Origin of the sequence: Sulfurimonas crateris (assembly GCF_005217605.1) — a bacterium.
GTDB classification, from domain to species: domain Bacteria; phylum Campylobacterota; class Campylobacteria; order Campylobacterales; family Sulfurimonadaceae; genus Sulfurimonas; species Sulfurimonas crateris.
Genome location: NZ_SZPX01000006.1, coordinates 158,563 through 177,319, shown reverse-complemented (window position 1 = coordinate 177,319; position 18,757 = coordinate 158,563). Strand labels below are relative to the sequence as shown.

21 protein-coding genes are annotated in these 18,757 nt (G+C 31.9%); 20 read left to right on the top strand and 1 reads right to left on the bottom strand.

What is annotated here, in order from left to right:
* Positions 1-6: 6 nt before the first annotated feature.
* The 14 genes from FCU45_RS08755 to FCU45_RS08690 all read left to right on the top strand — a co-directional run bounded on the left by FCU45_RS08755 (position 7) and on the right by FCU45_RS08690 (position 15,913).
* A complete protein-coding gene (locus FCU45_RS08755) occupies positions 7-1,926 on the top strand; it encodes a DUF4145 domain-containing protein (protein WP_137014371.1) in 1,920 nt (639 codons plus the stop codon).
* A 56-nt stretch (positions 1,927-1,982) separates the two neighbouring features.
* A complete protein-coding gene (locus FCU45_RS08750) occupies positions 1,983-2,411 on the top strand; it encodes a leucine-rich repeat domain-containing protein (protein WP_137014369.1) in 429 nt (142 codons plus the stop codon).
* A gap of 93 nt (positions 2,412-2,504) precedes the next feature.
* Positions 2,505-2,663, top strand: coding sequence for a single-stranded DNA-binding protein (locus FCU45_RS08745; RefSeq protein ID WP_137014367.1), 159 nt, complete (start codon positions 2,505-2,507; stop codon positions 2,661-2,663).
* A gap of 129 nt (positions 2,664-2,792) precedes the next feature.
* Positions 2,793-4,313: a PcfJ domain-containing protein gene (locus FCU45_RS08740; RefSeq protein ID WP_170175849.1), complete on the top strand. Its 1,521-nt coding sequence runs from the start codon at positions 2,793-2,795 to the stop codon at positions 4,311-4,313.
* 104 nt (positions 4,314-4,417) lie between these two features.
* Positions 4,418-4,750: a hypothetical protein gene (locus FCU45_RS08735; RefSeq protein WP_137014363.1), complete on the top strand. Its 333-nt coding sequence runs from the start codon at positions 4,418-4,420 to the stop codon at positions 4,748-4,750.
* 82 nt (positions 4,751-4,832) lie between these two features.
* Positions 4,833-6,284 carry a leucine-rich repeat domain-containing protein gene (locus tag FCU45_RS08730; protein ID WP_137014361.1) on the top strand — a complete coding sequence of 484 codons (1,452 nt, stop codon included), beginning with the start codon at positions 4,833-4,835 and terminating at the stop codon, positions 6,282-6,284.
* Between the two features lie 62 nt (positions 6,285-6,346).
* Positions 6,347-7,786 carry an ATP-dependent DNA helicase gene (locus FCU45_RS08725; RefSeq protein ID WP_137014359.1) on the top strand — a complete coding sequence of 480 codons (1,440 nt, stop codon included), beginning with the start codon at positions 6,347-6,349 and terminating at the stop codon, positions 7,784-7,786.
* 92 nt (positions 7,787-7,878) lie between these two features.
* A complete protein-coding gene (locus FCU45_RS08720) occupies positions 7,879-10,269 on the top strand; it encodes an ankyrin repeat domain-containing protein (protein WP_137014357.1) in 2,391 nt (796 codons plus the stop codon).
* A gap of 50 nt (positions 10,270-10,319) precedes the next feature.
* Positions 10,320-12,617: a response regulator gene (locus FCU45_RS08715; protein ID WP_137014355.1), complete on the top strand. Its 2,298-nt coding sequence runs from the start codon at positions 10,320-10,322 to the stop codon at positions 12,615-12,617.
* A 244-nt stretch (positions 12,618-12,861) separates the two neighbouring features.
* The gene (locus tag FCU45_RS08710; RefSeq protein ID WP_137014353.1) at positions 12,862-13,434 is read left to right on the top strand and encodes a helix-turn-helix transcriptional regulator; all 573 of its coding nucleotides are present in this window, start codon (positions 12,862-12,864) and stop codon (positions 13,432-13,434) included.
* The gene (locus tag FCU45_RS08705) at positions 13,409-14,104 is read left to right on the top strand and encodes a nucleotidyl transferase AbiEii/AbiGii toxin family protein (RefSeq protein ID WP_137014351.1); all 696 of its coding nucleotides are present in this window, start codon (positions 13,409-13,411) and stop codon (positions 14,102-14,104) included. Before FCU45_RS08710 ends, FCU45_RS08705 begins: the two co-directional genes overlap by 26 nt.
* Before the next feature lie 80 nt (positions 14,105-14,184).
* On the top strand, positions 14,185-14,520 hold the full coding sequence (locus FCU45_RS08700) for a hypothetical protein (protein ID WP_223175814.1): 336 nt from the start codon (positions 14,185-14,187) through the stop codon (positions 14,518-14,520).
* Positions 14,521-14,542: 22 nt separating this feature from the next.
* The gene (locus FCU45_RS08695) at positions 14,543-15,580 is read left to right on the top strand and encodes a helix-turn-helix transcriptional regulator (protein ID WP_170175848.1); all 1,038 of its coding nucleotides are present in this window, start codon (positions 14,543-14,545) and stop codon (positions 15,578-15,580) included.
* A gap of 39 nt (positions 15,581-15,619) precedes the next feature.
* Positions 15,620-15,913 carry a hypothetical protein gene (locus FCU45_RS08690; RefSeq protein WP_137014347.1) on the top strand — a complete coding sequence of 98 codons (294 nt, stop codon included), beginning with the start codon at positions 15,620-15,622 and terminating at the stop codon, positions 15,911-15,913.
* A 72-nt stretch (positions 15,914-15,985) separates the two neighbouring features.
* On the opposite strand, the gene FCU45_RS08685 is transcribed toward FCU45_RS08690, so the two are convergent.
* Complete coding sequence (locus tag FCU45_RS08685; RefSeq protein ID WP_137014345.1) at positions 15,986-16,216, bottom strand: HTH domain-containing protein; 231 nt, start codon at positions 16,214-16,216, stop codon at positions 15,986-15,988.
* 266 nt (positions 16,217-16,482) lie between these two features.
* Here FCU45_RS08685 and FCU45_RS08680 point away from each other — a divergent pair, with 266 nt between their 5' ends.
* The 6 genes from FCU45_RS08680 to FCU45_RS08660 all read left to right on the top strand — a co-directional run bounded on the left by FCU45_RS08680 (position 16,483) and on the right by FCU45_RS08660 (position 18,744).
* Entirely contained in the window at positions 16,483-16,719 is a 237-nt protein-coding gene (locus tag FCU45_RS08680) for a hypothetical protein (protein ID WP_137014343.1), read from the top strand.
* Positions 16,720-16,836: 117 nt separating this feature from the next.
* Complete coding sequence (locus FCU45_RS08675; RefSeq protein ID WP_137014341.1) at positions 16,837-17,196, top strand: hypothetical protein; 360 nt, start codon at positions 16,837-16,839, stop codon at positions 17,194-17,196.
* Between the two features lie 7 nt (positions 17,197-17,203).
* Positions 17,204-17,701, top strand: a complete 498-nt coding sequence (locus FCU45_RS08670; RefSeq protein WP_137014339.1) for an NYN domain-containing protein — start codon at positions 17,204-17,206, stop codon at positions 17,699-17,701.
* A gap of 75 nt (positions 17,702-17,776) precedes the next feature.
* Positions 17,777-18,199, top strand: a complete 423-nt coding sequence (locus FCU45_RS08665) for a hypothetical protein (RefSeq protein WP_188109228.1) — start codon at positions 17,777-17,779, stop codon at positions 18,197-18,199.
* 72 nt (positions 18,200-18,271) lie between these two features.
* Complete coding sequence (locus FCU45_RS11610) at positions 18,272-18,442, top strand: hypothetical protein (protein WP_170175847.1); 171 nt, start codon at positions 18,272-18,274, stop codon at positions 18,440-18,442.
* Positions 18,443-18,459: 17 nt separating this feature from the next.
* Complete coding sequence (locus FCU45_RS08660; protein WP_137014337.1) at positions 18,460-18,744, top strand: hypothetical protein; 285 nt, start codon at positions 18,460-18,462, stop codon at positions 18,742-18,744.
* Positions 18,745-18,757 lie beyond the last annotated feature (13 nt).

Here is an 18,757-nt window from a genome sequence, read left to right as displayed (position 1 = left end):
GAAAAAATGATATTTGATTTTAATAAATTTTCAAAAGATATTGCAAGCTTACAAACACAAGATGATTTTAGTGCTTATCTTGAGTCATGTTTTCTGGAGCTTGAAGAGTACTTACTAAATATTTCAGATGATGAGATTCAAAAAATAAAGTTTGATATAGAAGATATGCTTTATAATTTATTGGATAACAATCTTATACAAAACCATAACAGCAAAACTATTAATGCTTTTTTAATACTCCTTGCTGAAAAGTTTTTACAAACTTCACTCATAGGTGCTATAACTATCATAGCTGATTATCTGCCAAATGGTGCAACAAAACTAAGGCTTGAAGCAGCAAAGCTCTACCTCAGAGTAAATGATATTTCAAAAGATTACTTCAGTAGATATGATGCAATTTTGGGTTTACTGGATAATTCTGTAAAAGTCGATGAGTACAATACTAAAGCTATCAAAACATTTTTGTACTTTTGCCAATTAGCGATAGCTCAGTTTCAAAGAGTCGGCAATGAAGAGTTGTTTAGTTTTTTTGTAAAAATGCTTTTAGAGAAAAAAGCAGAGCACGGGTTTCTCCAAGATGTATTGCTAAAAAACTTTTATGAGCAAATCATCAAGACAAATCCAGAGGATAGCTATCTTCTTACAACAAATATACTAAACTCCATCAGTCACAAAAAGCTTCTTTGTATACTTGAACCATCAACCGTCTCTAAAGAAAATAGCCCATACTCGCAAAAACTCTATAGTCTCGTTAATCCAACTTTTGATGAGATAAAAAGTATCGCATATAAATATATCCAAAGTATTGGCGATAAGCAGGAACTCTATGACAGACTTATAAGGGGTGAAGCTATCATAGATGATGAAGTCTTACTCTACAAATATCTCGCCTCTTTTGGCAGTAAGCATAAAGCAAAACTTTACAGTGCGTATGATGCCATCATAGACAAACTCCGATATGAAAAATTTAATATAGTCGATTGGGCATGCGGTCAAGGTATGGCGACCATTGTACTTTTAAACTATGCTAAAGAGCGAAATATAGAGCTAAACATAGAAAACATCACTCTCATAGAGCCATCTTCTCTCGCACTTAGCAGAGCTTTGCTCCATGTTGATGTACTTAAACAAAAAGAGTATAACATCTGTGCTATAAACAGTGATTTTGATTGCTTGGACGCTGACATGTTAGATTGCAGCAACGGTTTAGAAACTTTGCATCTTTTTTCAAATATACTTGATGTTGAAAACTTTTCGCTTGATACTAACTTTTTCAAAAAAGTCTCTCAAGGTAGCAATACTGCTTCTATTTTCGTGTGTGTAAGTCCAAACAGAAACGATAAACTTAACAATAGGCTTGATCTATTTTTCAATTATTTCGATGAAAATTTCGATACAGAGCTTATAGCTTCAAGAGATACCGACATCAACGGTACAACAAGATATGAAAAAATCTTTGAAGTAAAACAGATATCCGAAGAGGTGGTTCAAGAAAAAAGAGACGAGATACAAATAGTTCAAAAAAGTTATCAGCTCGATATATTGGATGCGTTAAACAATTATTCGAACTATGTTGTACCGATACTGAATATGAAAATCTTAGAAGACTCTATAAACTCAGATCCTGAATACGCAATCTTTAAAATACGAAAAGTTGCCGAGGTTATCACCTCTAAGATTTATAGCCAATATGAAAAAAACGAAAGAACTATCTCTTTTAACGATAAAATCCGCTATCTCTCGTATGAGAAAAAAGTATTTGACAAAACGATTACAAACTATGTGCAGACGATTAGAACCATAGGCAACCGAGGCGTCCATGAAGAAGATAGAGATACCGGCAAACAGAAACTTGATGCACATTTGATGGTTATTGCACTGGTGAGTTTTTTAAATGAACTTACAGATAAAAAACTTTTAAAGTAGCCAAAATGTGACCATGGAATCTTTTATAATTTCCTCAAAAATAGAGGAGAAGTATAATGTCGATTCACGAATTGTACAATCATAAACTTTTAGAGTTTATCACTAGTAATAGATGTAATTTCTCAAACTCAAATTTGCAGAGCTTGGATGAAAAGATTTTTTTATTTGTCAATCTTGAAGAGCTTGATATAAGTGAAAATAAGTTGCGAGAGATACCTGAGTCAATCACAAAGTTACATAATTTAAAAACTCTCATACTCTCAGATAATCAACTTCGCTACTTGCCACTAAACATGGGCGAATTGCAAATGTTAGAAAGTTTGTATTTATCTGGTAATAAGCTCTTTGAGCTACCGCAAAATATAATAGAATTAAAAAATCTTAGATGGCTGAGTCTATGCGAAAACCCGAATTTACAATTGAGCGAGTTACAACAAAAGTGGCTTCAAGAGCTTGCAGAAAATGGCTGCAAGATACTTTTGTAAACTAAGCGCGCATAAAATTAAAAATAAATCATAGACATAATCTGACTATCATTTTCACTAAAATGACAAAGAAAAAACAAAAAAAGGAAAAAAATGTACAACAAAGTAATCATGGTAGGACACCTAACAAAAGATATAGAGATGCGTTTTACTCAAGGCGGCTTGGCGATAGCAAACACAGAACAAAAATCTAAAGAACAAACACCGGAGTATAACCCTTTTGATGATGAATTTGAAGAACCACCATTCTGACAATAAATATATTTAGACATAATATGACTATATAGTTTGATACAGTATGAAAAGTGAAATTTGAAAATATTTATTAAAATATCAAAACTTAGTCGATAAATTAGAAAAAAAGCGATACAACATATGCAGATGAAAACCGCCATACCGTGGAAAACTACCATTGATATCAACACCACTCGCAATCTCTTTTCTTGCAATAATGAGAAGTTACCTTACGAGATAGAGCTCTATATCTGCTCATGCGGTTTGCAAAAGAGAATCATCAAGCAAGCAAAAAAGGAACTAGAACAATACCAATGCAGTGAATGTGGCAATGATGTTTTTTATGATGCACTCTATTATATTTCCAATCATGCGTGGTATGTCCCTATAGAGAAGATTCCTTTTTATGATCTGCTGCAAGAAAATCTAAAAATAGAGATAGAGCACAGCACAGATGAAAACAATTTGCTTTTTTTGCTCAACCTTCAGATTCCAAACTTCATAGATCTCTCAAGTGAAAAAGTTGAATATTACGATAAAACTATTTACTCTTTATTTGTGGATAAAAACGGTCGAAGCAATGAAAAACCTATGGTTGAGTTTGATTTGGACTTTTTAATTGATGATCATTATTTTTATGGTAAGGATCCATCTCAAAGTGAAGTAATAAACAGACACCCCTTACTCGCTTTTTTTAAAAAGCAGATGTTACAACTCTTAATAAAGCACCCTTTATGCGATGATTTGGCACTTGTAAAATACGATTGCACCTCCATCAAAGATATCTCATTTTTTCTTGCATATCCACATCTTAAAGAGTATGGTTTTATAGCGTGGCAAGAGGTGCTTTTGCTTCCTGATAACAAACCGCTTACTATCAAGCAAGGACTTGAATATGTTTTAAGCTACAGAAAAGAGAAGTCACTTCAAAAAGCGGTGTTTCAAGACTATAAAGAGCAGATTAGTACAATTAAAAAATACAATTTTTATTATATTTTCTCCGTGTGCAAATATATATCTGATGTCAATATTGCAACAAGGATGGTGACACTCAAATTTGAAGATGAATGGATTGAAAATCGCTCTTATGAGGGTATTGAAGAGCTTTTTGCTTATCTATCGCAAACTTATACGCAAAAGCAAATAGAGATGCTTATGAATGATTTTAGCTGCAAAGCTGCATATCTATTTTTTGATACATTAGAGATGTTTAGTCAATTTGATGATGAAATGATACAAAAAATCGAAAAAGTAAAGCCGAGGTGTTTGGAGTTTCATGATGTGATTACATATATACATAGAAGGTTAGTGCATGAAAAACTGTTTGAAGTGAGCTTTGAATATAGTGTAGCACAAAAAAGAGGGTGTGTCATAAAAGAGCCATACAGCGTGCAACTCCCACAAAATGGACTTGAACTCTACGAGTGGTCAGTAGCTCTTCAAAACTGCCTCTCAGGATATGGAGAACTCATAAAAAACAAACGCACCACGGTGTATGGGTTTTTCAAAGATGGTGTTTTACACATGGCAGTCGAGGTTAAAAACAACCAAATAGTTCAAGCCAGTTCAAAACAGAACCAAAAGCTCTCAAGAGAAGATACAAACATCATAAAGGCTTGGTTTGATGAGTATGTCTCGCAAAAAAATATAAAAATACCTCCAATTTAATTTAAAATAGTCAAAATATGTCTATTTTAATCAATATACTTTGACTATAACTTAAAAGGAGAAAAAACAGTGAACACAAAAAAATATACTAAATGGGAATATGTATGTCATTAGCATTATGTTTTAATTGTGGAAATGTCAAATTTGGTGCATTGTGTGAATGTGATAAATGTGGTATTGCATCAACGGGAGATATGGATTTAGATATTTTATTCAGTGATTGGCACTTTTCAGAAGATGTCTTATCTAAATTTGGAAACGTTATAGTTCAAATCCAGCAAAATACGAACGATAAAAACTTAGCTTTTTGGACTTTCTTAAAATTCATATCAAATGAATACCCTAAAATTTTATCTATAGATGTTGATGAAAGGTTAGTCAATGAAGTTGAACAGATATTAGCGGAGTTGCAAATAGAGAGGTTTGAGATTGCATAATATAGATGTAGTTGAGGGGATATCGCCTAAAACTGCTACAACTTTATCATCTTGGATAGAAAATAAAAAAGGTAAATAAAATATGGAAGAAAAAAATATTACGATAGATGCAAGCTGTTGGCAAAAGGAATCGCAAATAGATATCATACATTTAAGAGATATTGAGTTTAGAATCATAGCTTCTATGTATAAATCAAAAGAGAACTTTGAAAAAATCACAAGTCAGATTAAAGCTGATGATTTTACTTTTACTGTAAATAAAAAGATATATGAGTATCTACCGTTTTATGCAAAAGAGGATAGTTTTTTTGGGGATGATTCAAAGAAGACTAAAATCGCTTTAAATATATTGGATATTTTTAATGTTAGTCATCGCACAACATTAAAAATTTTAGATAATCTAACTATGCATTTAGACGATATTGGATTTATTATTCCTGACGAAGTAGATAAAAAGCTTGATCTTGATATTTTTGAACTTTTAGATTTTTCAAAAAAACGACAAGAGATAATATCGCAAAATAGTGATGATAAAAAAGCTTACTTTGATATTGAAATTGAAGATGAGTATGGTTTTTATGTTGCTACATATTTCAATGGTATAGTTATGAATATAGAAACGACTTATATTTTTCATCTCCCAGATGAGCTATGTGATACTTTTGAATATGCAAATAAAAATATTCTGACCTATGTTCAAACAGACAACTATGAAGTAAGTATGAAAATAAATGAAGATGAGCCTGAAGATCTACAAGCCATTTGTTTAAAAAAGAATATAGATAAAATAGAACAAGTACAAAGATTAATCCAATGGGCAGATAAATATAAAATAGACCACATTAAATTCTCAAGAATAGGGGGATTTATTCATCAATGTAATGTAATTGAGGGTTTTGAAAATTGTAATTTAGAAGAGATACCAAAAGAGCTTTTTGAAATCAAAAAAAACAGCTTCTTGCTTGAATTTAAAAACAATAAAATCAAATCACTTCCAGATGGAATAGGAATTTCAAAATGTAATATCCTTGTGCTTTGTAACAATGAAATAGAAGAGTTCCCAAAAAGTGTTTATGAACTAAAAGAACTTGATACTCTTTGTTTGCATGGAAATAAAATAAAATCTTTACCAGATGATATGGATAATTTGACAAAGTTGAAACATCTTTCAATATCAAATAATCCTATCAAAAAACTTCCAGCATCTATCGCAAATATCACTACTTTAAAAGAGCTAGATATTGAAAATACCCTAATAGATGAAAACTCTCTAGAGTATCTACATGTAGAAAACTTAGAAAAAATAAGTTTTGATGATAGGTTATTGCCATGGTTTATAAAAAACTTTCATCGGCTAAAAAATATAGACACTATAAATTTGGTTCATAGTAAATATAGTGAATTTGATGATGAGATTAGTACTCTTGGATTAGATATTGATACTGATAGTTGGATGGATGAGAAAGATTATCTTGGGATGGGGTGTATCATGCTTTCACATAAAAGTGATCCATTTGAGATACCAGATATTTAAATAGACAAAATATGTCTATTTAAATTATTATAATTCTTTTAATATAACAAAGGGTATGAATCATGACATTAACAGCCCATCAATTAGAAATCTTCAATAAAATCACAACTACAGTAGAAAACAGAGTGAAATCAGTATTGAAAAGTAATGATATAGAAGATTATATGATATCTCTAAGGGGACCTGCTGGAACCGGTAAGACATTTTTAACAGCTCAACTTGCAAAATATTTCAAAGCAAAAAAAGAAGAAGAGTTTGATTTTGTGATTACATCTCCGACGCACAAAGCAACAGGTGTAATATCACAAATGCTCAACAAATACAACATAAACGCAACATGTAAAACTATTCACTCTTTTTTAGGGATAAAGCCATTTAAAGATTTTGAAAAAGGAATTGAGTTATTTAAAATTGACAAAACAAAAAAGCAAAAAGATACGACATCAATTCTTTTGGTAGATGAAAGCTCTATGATCGGCAGTGAATTATTTGAGTATATTATAGAAGCTTTGGAAACTAGTAGAGTCAACTTTGTGATATTTATCGGTGACCCATACCAATTATTGCCTGTCAATGACAATGAAAATACGATTTATGAATTAAAAAACCAATTTGAACTAAAAGAGGTAGTAAGACAAGCAAAAGATAGCTATGTATTAAAAATAGCGACCCAGCTAAGAGAGAGAATAGAGAGTAAAAAATTTATACCGTTAAATCAACTTTTTGCCAAATATAACCATGAGCAAATACAATTTTTTCATAATCAAGAAGATTTTATCAATGATTTTTACAAAAATGAAAAATGGTACAAAGAAGATAAGATAATAGCAACTCATAAAAATCAAAATGTTGACTCTTTTAACAGAATCATAAGAGCTAAATTTTGGGAGCAAAACAAAGCCTTCAACCCTGCAACTCTGTTAAGGGGAGATACGCTCAGATTTAAAGAGGCTTATAGCCCAAACGATACGACACTTTATCATAATGGTCAAGTTGTAGAACTTCAAAGTGCAACTTTAAAACATCATGACTCTTTAGATATTATGTACTGGGAATGCAGAGCCGTGGATGCTCATGAACAACAGATCTTTAGAGTGGTTGATCCTGACAGTTTAGACACTTATAACGACAAGTTAAAAACAATAGCACAAAAAGCAAAAAAGGCATATTACCCTGATAATACAAAATTATGGAAAACATTTTATGGCACAAGAGATATGTTTGCCGATGTTCAATATATCCATGCCTCAACCATACACAAACTACAAGGTAGCACATGCGATACTACCTATGTGGATGTTTTTACTTTGATGGATAACCCATATATGAGTATGGAAGAAAAATATAGACTGACATATGTTGCAGTTACAAGAGCAAAATACAATATCAAAGTATTTATCTCAAAACTTGATACACGAGAAAGATTTATAACTGACTCAAAAATCAATACAAAAGAGAAATTTGATGATATTGATATGATGTTGAAAAATATTTATTTATAGACACAATATGACTATAAAGTTTATTATAATCTCAAAATAAAAGAACAAAGTCAAACTTAGATAAAATACAAACAATAAAGAGGGAAATAGAGATGGAAAACTTAAACATAGAGCAAATTTTAGAAGAACAAAATATATTAGAACTAAAAAAAATTATTGACCAAAATATAGATATGTCAGAAATTAAATTAGTAACATATCTAGCAGAAATTTTTAATCAAAAAAAAGAAATAAATATTGAATTTCTTAAACTATTGCTTCAAACCAATATCAATAAAAAATCTCCAACAAAAAAAGGCTTTTTACCAGCACATCTAGCAACTTTATTTGGTGATGCAAAAGTTACTAAAGTATTCATTAATAATGGTTTTGATATGAATGAAAAAGTAGAATTTATTATATATGATGATTTGTGTTTAGACCCCAAGAAAGATAAATTGCGTATTAACCTTGAAGAGTCTGAAACCAAACGAACCCCTAAAAGTGAAGATAAAAAATATATTTCATCATTTGGAACCGCATTTGAAAACTACAATAGTGAAAATATAACATTGCTAATAGAAAATGGTGTAGATATTGAAGAATCTATTTATAGTCTTGATTCAATATTAAAACAAGAAGGTGGATTTTTTAAGTCTAGCACTTTAAGAAAAGTCATTAACAATAATGATACTAAGCTTTTAAATATCATGATAAAAAAAGGAGCAAATAAATTCAATACATCAGATTTAGCTGTAGCTTGTGAAAATCTTAATTTTGAGATGATAAAGCTTTTGGTAGAAAATGGTGCAGAAGTAAACTTTATCAATGAGGGCGATTCTATTCTTGAAGAAATTCCATTTGATATTGAAGATAATCCGCTGAGTGTTGTATGTCAAAACAGTACGGTTGAGCCAAGTGGTAAGTGTGCATCAAATCTTGATATTTTAGGTAGTGAAGTATTAAATATTATAGAGTATTTAATAGAAAGTGGTGCTGATGTGAATATTGATAGTCCGTTAATGGTAGCTTGCTCATTAGATTATTCCAAAATTAGTATGCCTTTTAAAGATAATAAACTAGAAAATAAACATTATGCCGATGTGAATCTTGACATTATAAAACTATTGATTGAAAAAGGAGCAAATGTAAATCATACAAATTATGATGGAACAAGCATACTAATGGAAGCTATGAATAGAATGAATGGCTTTGAATTAGTAAGAATTCTTATTGAAAATGGTGCTGATGTAAATCATAAAAATAAACAAGGCAATAGTGCTATCGCTCTCTTAAAAGATGAATGGTTTCATAAAGAATCGTATCAAGAAGACAATGATGGTAAATGGGAAATTGAGAAATTCAATGAAAGCAATGGAGAAAAAATATTAAAACTTCTCGTAGATAATGGTGCAGATATAAACGCTAAAAATAATATTGGAATGACCCCCCTGATGCACTATGCACTTAAAGGTCAGGACAGACTTGTAAAAATTTTACTTGAAAATGGTGCCGATATCAATGCAAAATCAGAAATGACTGCATATGAATTAGCAGGAAATGATGAAATAAAAAATCTTATAAAAGATACCAAAAATAATAACCCTCAAAAACTAGTAAAACTCCTCTCAAACTTCACTATCGACAAACCTATCAAATACACCACTCATGCTTGGGATTTTGGTGAACTTAAAAAAGAGTATGGGGATTTTGATGGATATATGAGTGCTGTCAAAAAACAGTTTGATGGTATGAAAAATGAGCTTGAAGAGCTTTCACCAAATCTATACAAAAAGATATATGCATTTTTACTAGAAACTAATCCAGAAGAAAACTATAATTGGTGTAGTAAAACTCATATAAATATCGGTTGGTCAAGCTTAGATGGACTAAAAGAGTGGTGCAACAATGGGAATAAACCTGATAATTTTGTACTTACAAAACCTATCTCTTATGAAGTTGATTTTGAAACGATTAAGCTAACAAAATTTAAAGATATTATCAATCTTTTTAAACAAGAGATAGAAGTAAGAGACAACTTTAAAAACTTAGAAAATCTATTTGCTAACCAAGTTGATAATTTAGGAGAAATTTTTAATCTTGATTTATCGGCTGCACAGCTTAATCGTCAATTTTATACAGATGTAGAGAAGTTTTCAAATGTTCTTAATAATATATTCAATGATATAAGCACACGAAAAGAGTATCCAAATATAGAAGTAAAAACTACGGAACTTGATGATAGAAGCATAGAAATAAAAATAACTCAAATCGATTCATGTTCAAGTTATAAGGCAAAAGGATTATATGACAGAGCAAATATTGCAGGAGATATTTCAGAAATCAAAAAGGCACTTACGAATCTCTGTGATTGGAGTATAGAGAGTAGTTGTGAGGGTGAAAATTTTAGAGTAAACTTCTTACATAGCAATAATGTCAAAGATATAGAACCACTTGAAATCAAACCAGTAGGATTTACCCATATTTTGAGGTTTTATAAATAATGTAATAGACTGTGTATTACAAAATAAAAAAATAATGTATTGGGATAATTATGAAAAAAATTGCGCTTATAGAAGATAGATATTCAAGACAAAGAAATTTTTTAGAACAAAACGATATCAATCTTGATGAATATGAAGAGATTTTAGAAAACTTTATCAATGAAAAGGCGGATAATCTACTTGAAAATATAATAAATGATAGTTTTAATCTTCAGGAGTTTGATATTGTCATTTGCCATAAATCTGTTGAAAACAATACGGTAATCTTGGGTAATCTCAAAGATTACTGTAAAAAACATCAAAAAATTCTAGTTCTTTTCTCAGGGGGTATATCTGTAAACTACTATAATAACAGTGAACTTGAACTGCTAGAGCTTAACTCAAAAATCTTTTATAGTAAAAATTTAGTGCTATTTTTAGAAGCTGTAAAAGCTGACAATGAAGATATTATGATGCTTTGTTATGGTGAAAAATGGCAACAAAACATTGTTGCAAATGTATTTGAAAAGACAAATAAGCTAATAAACAAAATTGATGATAAAGTTGTTTATTTAAAATTTGCTAACTTTGTAGATATAAAGAAGCTAGATAAAATAGATTACTGTTTTTATAATCTTGAAATTGAAAATAATCGAACCTCTAAGAGTGAAATAGAAAAATTTAGAGATAGTTTGCTCAGCTATTTTAAAAAAAATGAACCCTCTAAAAAAAGCAAAAATGCTATTAAAATCCATCATAACAATGTCATAGATATTGAATTTTATGCTGATATTGAATTTGACAGTACTGATGATATCGATACATATATCTCAAAAATTATCATAAACGAGTTGGGTTCAAAAGAGTTCGATACCATTTTTATAAAAGACAATCTCTCTTCAAACTACCTTGAACTTTATGGGCTAAGAGTTGCTTATCATATTAGATTATCAAGTGAACTTGGAGATAAACGGTTTGCACCCATTGTGATTATTAGTGATTTTGATGAAGCCACTCTAAATAGATTTACCCATGAGGCAAATATACTTTTTACAGAGGGAATTTACCTTTGCAAAAACACAAAAGAGGATATCCAAAATTATCAATCACTTGAGCTAAAAGGTGTATCAAATTACGATATGTTTTTATCCAAGATAGAAGTTTCTCCACCAAGAGACACTTCAGGAAGCCACGGTATAGCAAATAAGTGGAGCATCTATAGATGGGCTAATTTTTTGGGTGCAAAAAGTGAAGCGATAGATAAAAATAAAGACGAAATAGAAAATCAACTTTATTTTAAATACCTAAAAGCTTTACATAAACACCAAGATAATAAACTAAAAGATATCATTAAGTCAACAAAAGAGGGCAAGGTATTACTTATAGATGACGAGTGGGATAAGGGATGGAAAGATATATTAAGCCAGACCCTCACTAAGGAATATTTAGAGTTTAGTGCTTTTGAATATGATTTTAAAGATAAATCAAATTTTAATTTAATTGTACAGCTAAACTATAAAGAGCTAAAAGAACAGGTGGCACAATCAGATGTGGTAATACTTGATTTACGATTAATAGAACAAGACCATGAAAATGATAATATAGAGAATTATTCTGGCGTTAAAATCCTCCAAAAAATCCACGAAATCAACGCTGGCATTCAAGTTATCATGCTTACGGCTACAAGTAAAAGCACTATTTTAGAAAAACTTTATGAGAAAAAAATATTGGGTTATGTCAAAAAAGAACATCCTGAAGATAAAAGTATAGATACTATAGAAAATATTAATAAATTTGTGAGTTTAGTTGATAAAGGATTGGAGAGAAAATATCTTAAAGAAGTTTATATTATTCAAAAAAGACTTTTGAATATACTTTCAGATGATATTTTTGAGCAATATGAGCTTCAAAAAGAGCTTTATGAATTTTATTGGTTAAGATTAAAAAATGAATCAAAATACATTTTTGATATTATGGATAGTGATACAGAAAACAAATTTGCCTATGCAATGCTATCCATCGCAAGTTCATTAGAAAGTATTTTAAGTATTTTTTTAAAAGAAAGACAATATGACAACATCTTTTGGGACAAAGAAGAATATGGCTCAAAAAAATTAGAGGACAAATTGAATAAATTGCTTTCAAAGTTAGGTTCGTGTGAAACTTATGATTTTTATCTGTTAATAAAAAGAAGAAACGATTATTTACATGCGAATGAGAATTACGAACCTGTTTCTTCTGAAAATATTACTAAGTGGTTTTATTTGCTAGAGAAAGTTATAAATAATATAAAATTACCCCCTAATTATTTGCCTTATGTAAAAAAAGAGGGAAAGCATCACAATTTTCACAAAAACAAAGATTCATAGTTGCCCAAAATGCGACCACATAAAAAAGTATGATTTCAAAAAAAGTCGGAGCATGCTATGAAAGAACAAACCATAAAAATCCTTAAACCAAAAACAAGAGTCACTTGGGCGTTTAGTCCCGTTGAAAGAGTAAAATAGAGTAAGAAAATCTATAGTAGAAAAAAATATAAAGATATTTAGCCTGTAATTTATCATATTATGATAATATTAGAAGTATTATAAATTATCATAAAGAGATAAATAAATGGTAGCACCGATTGATTTTATAAAAGAAAAATATATAGAGCCAAACAACATTACGCAAGATATGCTTTGTAAGTCACTAGCCATAGGAAAAAAAACTATTAGTGAGCTTTACCAGCATAAGCGAGGCTTTACACTGCACACTGCAAAGAAGTTTGCAAAGTTTTTTGGACTTAAGCCCGAATTTATCCTTATGAAACAAGTCGAGTATGATTTGAGTTTAGATAAAGAGGAGTACGCCTTTATTAAGCCTTATGTAGAGATAAGCATGGAAGATAAAAAAGCAAACAGTGCAAAATGGATACTCTCATCTATCAACAACTCTATAAGCGACAAAGAGCTTCACTATAGTGTGGATGATTTGTTTCATATATTTTCTCTTGCATCGACTGAAGCAAAATATCATTATGCCATCACGACACTCTTTAAAGAAGTAAGCTATGAAGATGTTATCAAGTATTGTGAACTGCATAAGATTAAAAAATCAAACATTAAAAAGCTCTATGAGTTTTACCTTACTACATTTAATGCAAAGGCGATAGCAGAGTATGAATGGCTTTTTGAAGAACTTTGATATCCAGATGGAGACTTTAAACAGAGTCTATTTTGAGCTTTTAAAACCTATAGAGATGCACTCTAGTATAAAAAACTGGTGGGTATTTGGCGGCGGAACTGCACTCTCTATGTTTCACTTTGGACATAGAAAATCTTTTGATATAGATATTTTTATAACAGAGAGTCAGCTTTTTGATTTTTTAAACCCCAAATGGTATATCGATGAAACCACGCTCTTTAATAAGAGCGAATATAGATTTGACGGACTCAACCACCATGTCGCACTCAAAACAAAAGATGAGATAAAAGTGGATTTTATCCTAAATGAGTCCATCATAAAACCGCCCATAAAAAACAGCATTTTAGATTTGAGCTATGATCTTTACTATGAAAGCGTTGAAGATATCATCGCAAAAAAAGTGAAATGGCGCAAAGAGGACAATTTAACAAGAGATATATTTGACCTTGCCGTTGCCATCACAAAAGACGAAGCGATACTACAAAATCTTCTCTACTCAAGATTTATCACATTTGATGATTTAAAAAAGCTTTATAGCAGCCTTGAGCAACTCGACGTAGCACAATACAACTTAGAAATCAAGCTGATAGAGCCACAGAATGAATACTATGTGCTTTTAGCAAAAGAGGCAAGAGAGATAATCTTGAAAAATATAGACAAAATAAAATGATTTACATTTAGTCAAAATATGTCTATAATTAAAACTACAATTCTCCCATAAAAGCAAAAAGCTTTTAAAAAAGGAGATTTATGTACAAGAGATTAGTATTAGTGGTGTTTTTGGCGGTAGTGGGTGTTGAAGCGGTAAGTGCTGGAGGCTATAGAAATAGTGATGGCAGTTATGGTACTCGTAGTGGAAATAGCATGTACCATAGCGATGGAAGCTACAGCACAAAAAGTGGCAACAGCGTCTATCATAGTGACGGAAGTTACAGCAATATAAACGGCAATAGTGTACATCGCAGTGATGGTTCTTACAGCAACAAAGTCGGTAGTAGCATCTACAACAGTGACGGTTCATACTCCAACAAAGTAGGCAACACTTACTATCATAGCGATGGGACATTTACTACTGTCGATGAGTAAAAAAAAGAGAGGAAAAACAGAGATGACAAACCAAACAGCAAGAGTTTTGGAACTTTTAAAACGATTTAACGATGGAAAAAAAGTTTGTATAGATAAACTGAGAGAGGAAGCTGATCTAGAAGGTAGTACTAATCTGTGGTATCAAGAGGCTTACAAAGATAAAAAGAAAAATACAAAAAAAGAAGTAAACATACTCAATGCTGTTTCAGATAAAACTATTCGCAGAGATTTGGATGTCATAAAGCTTATTTTTCCGGAATCATTTGAGCTGATTCGTGGTGATAAGGGATGCTATAAAGCCATCACCAAAAAAGCGTTTGAGAACTTTTTGACTCCTGAGACCATCTCCATGATGGCGCAGGTTTACAATGTTGCACAAAAGAGCAATCTTTTTGCAAACATAGATTTATGTGATTCAGACAAAAGACTACTAGAGTCGCAGCTTAAAAAGTCTAAAGATTGCTATATGTTTATAGACAAGCCCTATGAGAACAAAAAGAGTGACTATCAACTCTTCAAAGAGATGGAAAATGCAATACATCATCAACAGCACCTTATGGTCAAATACGGCGTAAACGATAAAACAGAAGTTATGGATGTCAAACCCTATAAAATCCTCTTTATCAACCAAAACTTCTATCTTGTATGCGAAGTGGTAGATAGCCAATATGAATTAACTCAGTTACGAGTCTCAAATATAGCCGAAGTACAGATGGTTCCTAAGCAGTTTCATAAAAACTACGAGATAGAAGATTTCATCAAAGAGATACAAACACCATTTTCGACCTACAGAAGTGGTTATAAAAAGCATATGATAGATGTCGTCGTAGAAGTGAAAAAAGAGAAGGCTCGTTTTTTTAAAGCCAAAAACGCTCTTCCATCACAACGCATAGTCGAACAAAAACCGGATGGAGATTTAGTGCTTTCTTTTAGGGTAACACAAGAGCTTGAGATTGAAGAGCTTATCAAAAAATGGTTGCCGCACATAAGAGTAATTGAGCCGTTGTCGCTTAAAGAGAAGATAGAAAATGAGTTAAGAGAGTATATTTTACCTGAATGATTGATCAGAGATATTAAAACGCCAAAAAGGAATAAACCAATGATGCAAATACCAACACAAGAGATGCTACAGAGCCTAGAAGAGGGTTATAAAGAGTATAAAAAATCCAAAGCCGAGGGTAAAAGCGAAGTAATACTTGCACATATTAAGGGGTTTTGCACAACGCTTGAGCAGATTTTATCAGCTTATGGCGGAGTGAGCGTAGAAGAGATGATGAAGATAAAAGAGCCCATTTTAGGGAATGAGTCATTGCGAATGAATGAGGGCAATGGGAATAAAATAGATTTAAGTGCAGATTTTGATGAACCGACTATTTTTAGAAAACGCAGATAGCCCATTGTAAACAACAAGGAGTTATATGAAGAAGATTTTTACAATAGCAACTGCAAAAACTAAAGAACAAAGTTATGCAGTAGTGCTAAAAATATCAAACCCATCCCTAAAAACAAGCCTCCCAAGCTTATCTTTGGTGATATCCCAGCCACAGAGCCTTTGATAAATATCGGTCTGTATTGTTCTTTTAGAAACATTAAACTCCTCTGCCAAAGATGAGATAGTAGGTCTTTCATCTTTAGTGAGCATAGTGAGTATGGAGATAAGTCTAAAAAGAGCTTTGTCATATGATTTTTGTGCCATAGTAAAACTCCTTTCATTATGCAGCGTTACTTAAAAGCGGCAGTGCTTGAGTAATACTCACCAAAAGTTCTATTGTGAGTACAAAGATTGTATATCTGTACTCTTTTGTTAAGTGTTTTGCTTTTCTCATCCATTCTCCTTTTATCCTATATTAGTATTTATTAAGTAAATTATATACTAATATGCATATTATGTCAAGAACTAAATTGCTATATTAGTATTTTATATGGTAAAATTATCCAAATATAGTATAAAAAGGTATGTTTATGACAAAAGAGCAATTTATTCTAAGGTTGAAAGAGCTTGAAATCTCAAAACAAGATTTCTCCGAATTATGCAGAGTTCCCTATTCAACAATCAACAATTGGGGAGTGATGAGAGAAGGCAAACCTTTAGTAATCCCAAACTGGGTAGAACCGTTTCTGGACTACTACGAAAAAGCAAAAAAGCTAGAGTATGTTATGACTGAGATCTGCCAAAAGATAGAGAGTGTAAAAAAGTAGTCCGCACTCTCTTTTAAAACCTCAATTAATCTAAATATATTCTGCCCTCTCTAAAACGCAACCACGTTTTCACACGCATTTCTTATACTTTTTATAAAAACAGAAGAAGGCGATAGCGTGGCTCTTGAAATCTTTAAACTCTCAATCATCCTTGGTTTTGCGCTGGTGCTGCTGCACTTCTCGGCTTTAAAAAGGGGTCAAAAGCCTTCACTATGGACGATACTCTTTATCTTTATGGGCTCCTTTGTATTTGTAACCATACTCTCCTATCTCTTTGCGCTCTATGACAACAGTGCCGTTAAAGAGAAAAGAAGAGCGTTTTATGACGAGAACTCTTTTATCTGTGAAACCGGAGCGTTTAAAAAGAAGGAGCACTATCTTGTCTCTATAAAAGAGGGATGGAGTGTTTATGAGGATAGCTATTTTAAAAAAGAGGATCTGCTTTTAGAAATAATAAACTGTGAGCAGAAGAGGTAGCGGGCAGATGTTTTCATTTTTTTGTTTTGAGAACTATTTTCAAGCCGTTGATGAAGATGTTATAAAAGAGGTAACTTGGGGAAGTGGCAACTACAGAGAAAAGGCGGTGCTGCTTTGGGATCTGGAGAATATACCTTACAGCCATCTTCTAAAAATAAAAAACTCACTCAAGTTCGCACCGGAACGTTCATTTATCATAACTACTAACCCCATAAAAAACTCCAAGCTTATCTCTATGCAAAAGAACGGTTTTGAAGTGCTCGTAGCACATAAGAGCGATAGTGATGCAAAGATAAAGAGTGTCTACAGAATCCTCAAAGAGTATGAAGAGTTTATATTTATCTCCTCTGACAGCGACTTTGTAGATATCGCCAAAAAGATACTCTCAGAGCGTAAAAAACTTACTTGGATCATGCAAGACGCCAATAAAAAACGCATAGCTATGAAGATGAACCTGTGCGATAAAAATCTAAAACTCATCACCCTTAGCAGGTTTGAGCTTTAAAAATAAAAAGAGCGAAACAACGCCCGCACTCCCATATCTTACAATTATACTCTACTAAAGAAACAAGGAGAGCCAATGTCAAAAATACTCTACAGCAATGTAAACATCTTAATAGATGAGCACAACAGAGAGATACTTGTAAATCCTACAGGTGAGCGTTTTTACCATATAGGGCATAAAGAGATGCATAGTGTTTTTTTCGATGCAACGCTCTCCTTGGATGAGAATGGCATCTATACCATAGAGGGAAGACAAACACTCTACAACGAACACAGCGCTTTGGGGAGTGATTATGAAAAGCTTCTTTGCAAACACCCAAAAGAGCTAATAAAGAAAAGCTCTCTCTTCTGGCTCTTTGGAACATATAGGGTTTCGGGAGTGCATAAGAGAGAAGTGTCAAGCAAATATATATGCAGATATAAAGAATACTGCATCATCCAAAGAGAGAAGTTTCTCTCACATGAGTTTGCTCAAGATAAAAGTGAGTTAAAAAAGTAAAAAAATAGGAGACAAGTTTGTCAAAGAAGACAAGATAGTTTCCATATCTAGGTGTAATGAAAGAGAATAGCAATGGTTTTAAATCAAGATACACTGATACTTATAAGAGAGTTTTTTCCACCTTCAAATGAGCCGCCGCTGCTTCTCTATCTAGGGATCGGTATATTTATAGGTGTAGTAGTCGTAATAGTAAAGTATGAGCGATACAGCAAGATCAGAGAGCTTTTTATGAAGCTGTTTTAACAAAGGAGACAAAAGATATGAAGAGTATTTTAGAGAGCGTAGCGGTTATTGCTTTGGTTTCAGTATTGTTTACGGGTTCTATGTACATGTTAAAACTAGGCATTAACCATATAAACTCATTTGATATGGATGAAAAAGTAGAGGCGTTTGCAAATCAAAAGAAGCTCCTTTGCTCAACCGGCATTGCCAATAACCAAAAGATGCTTGTAAGTAAAAACAACAACTGGGAGATCTATAAAAACGAGTACTTTAAAAGAGATGATCTGCTCTTGGAGATTAGACTTTGCAGAGTAGAGGAGTAAAATATACAACAGT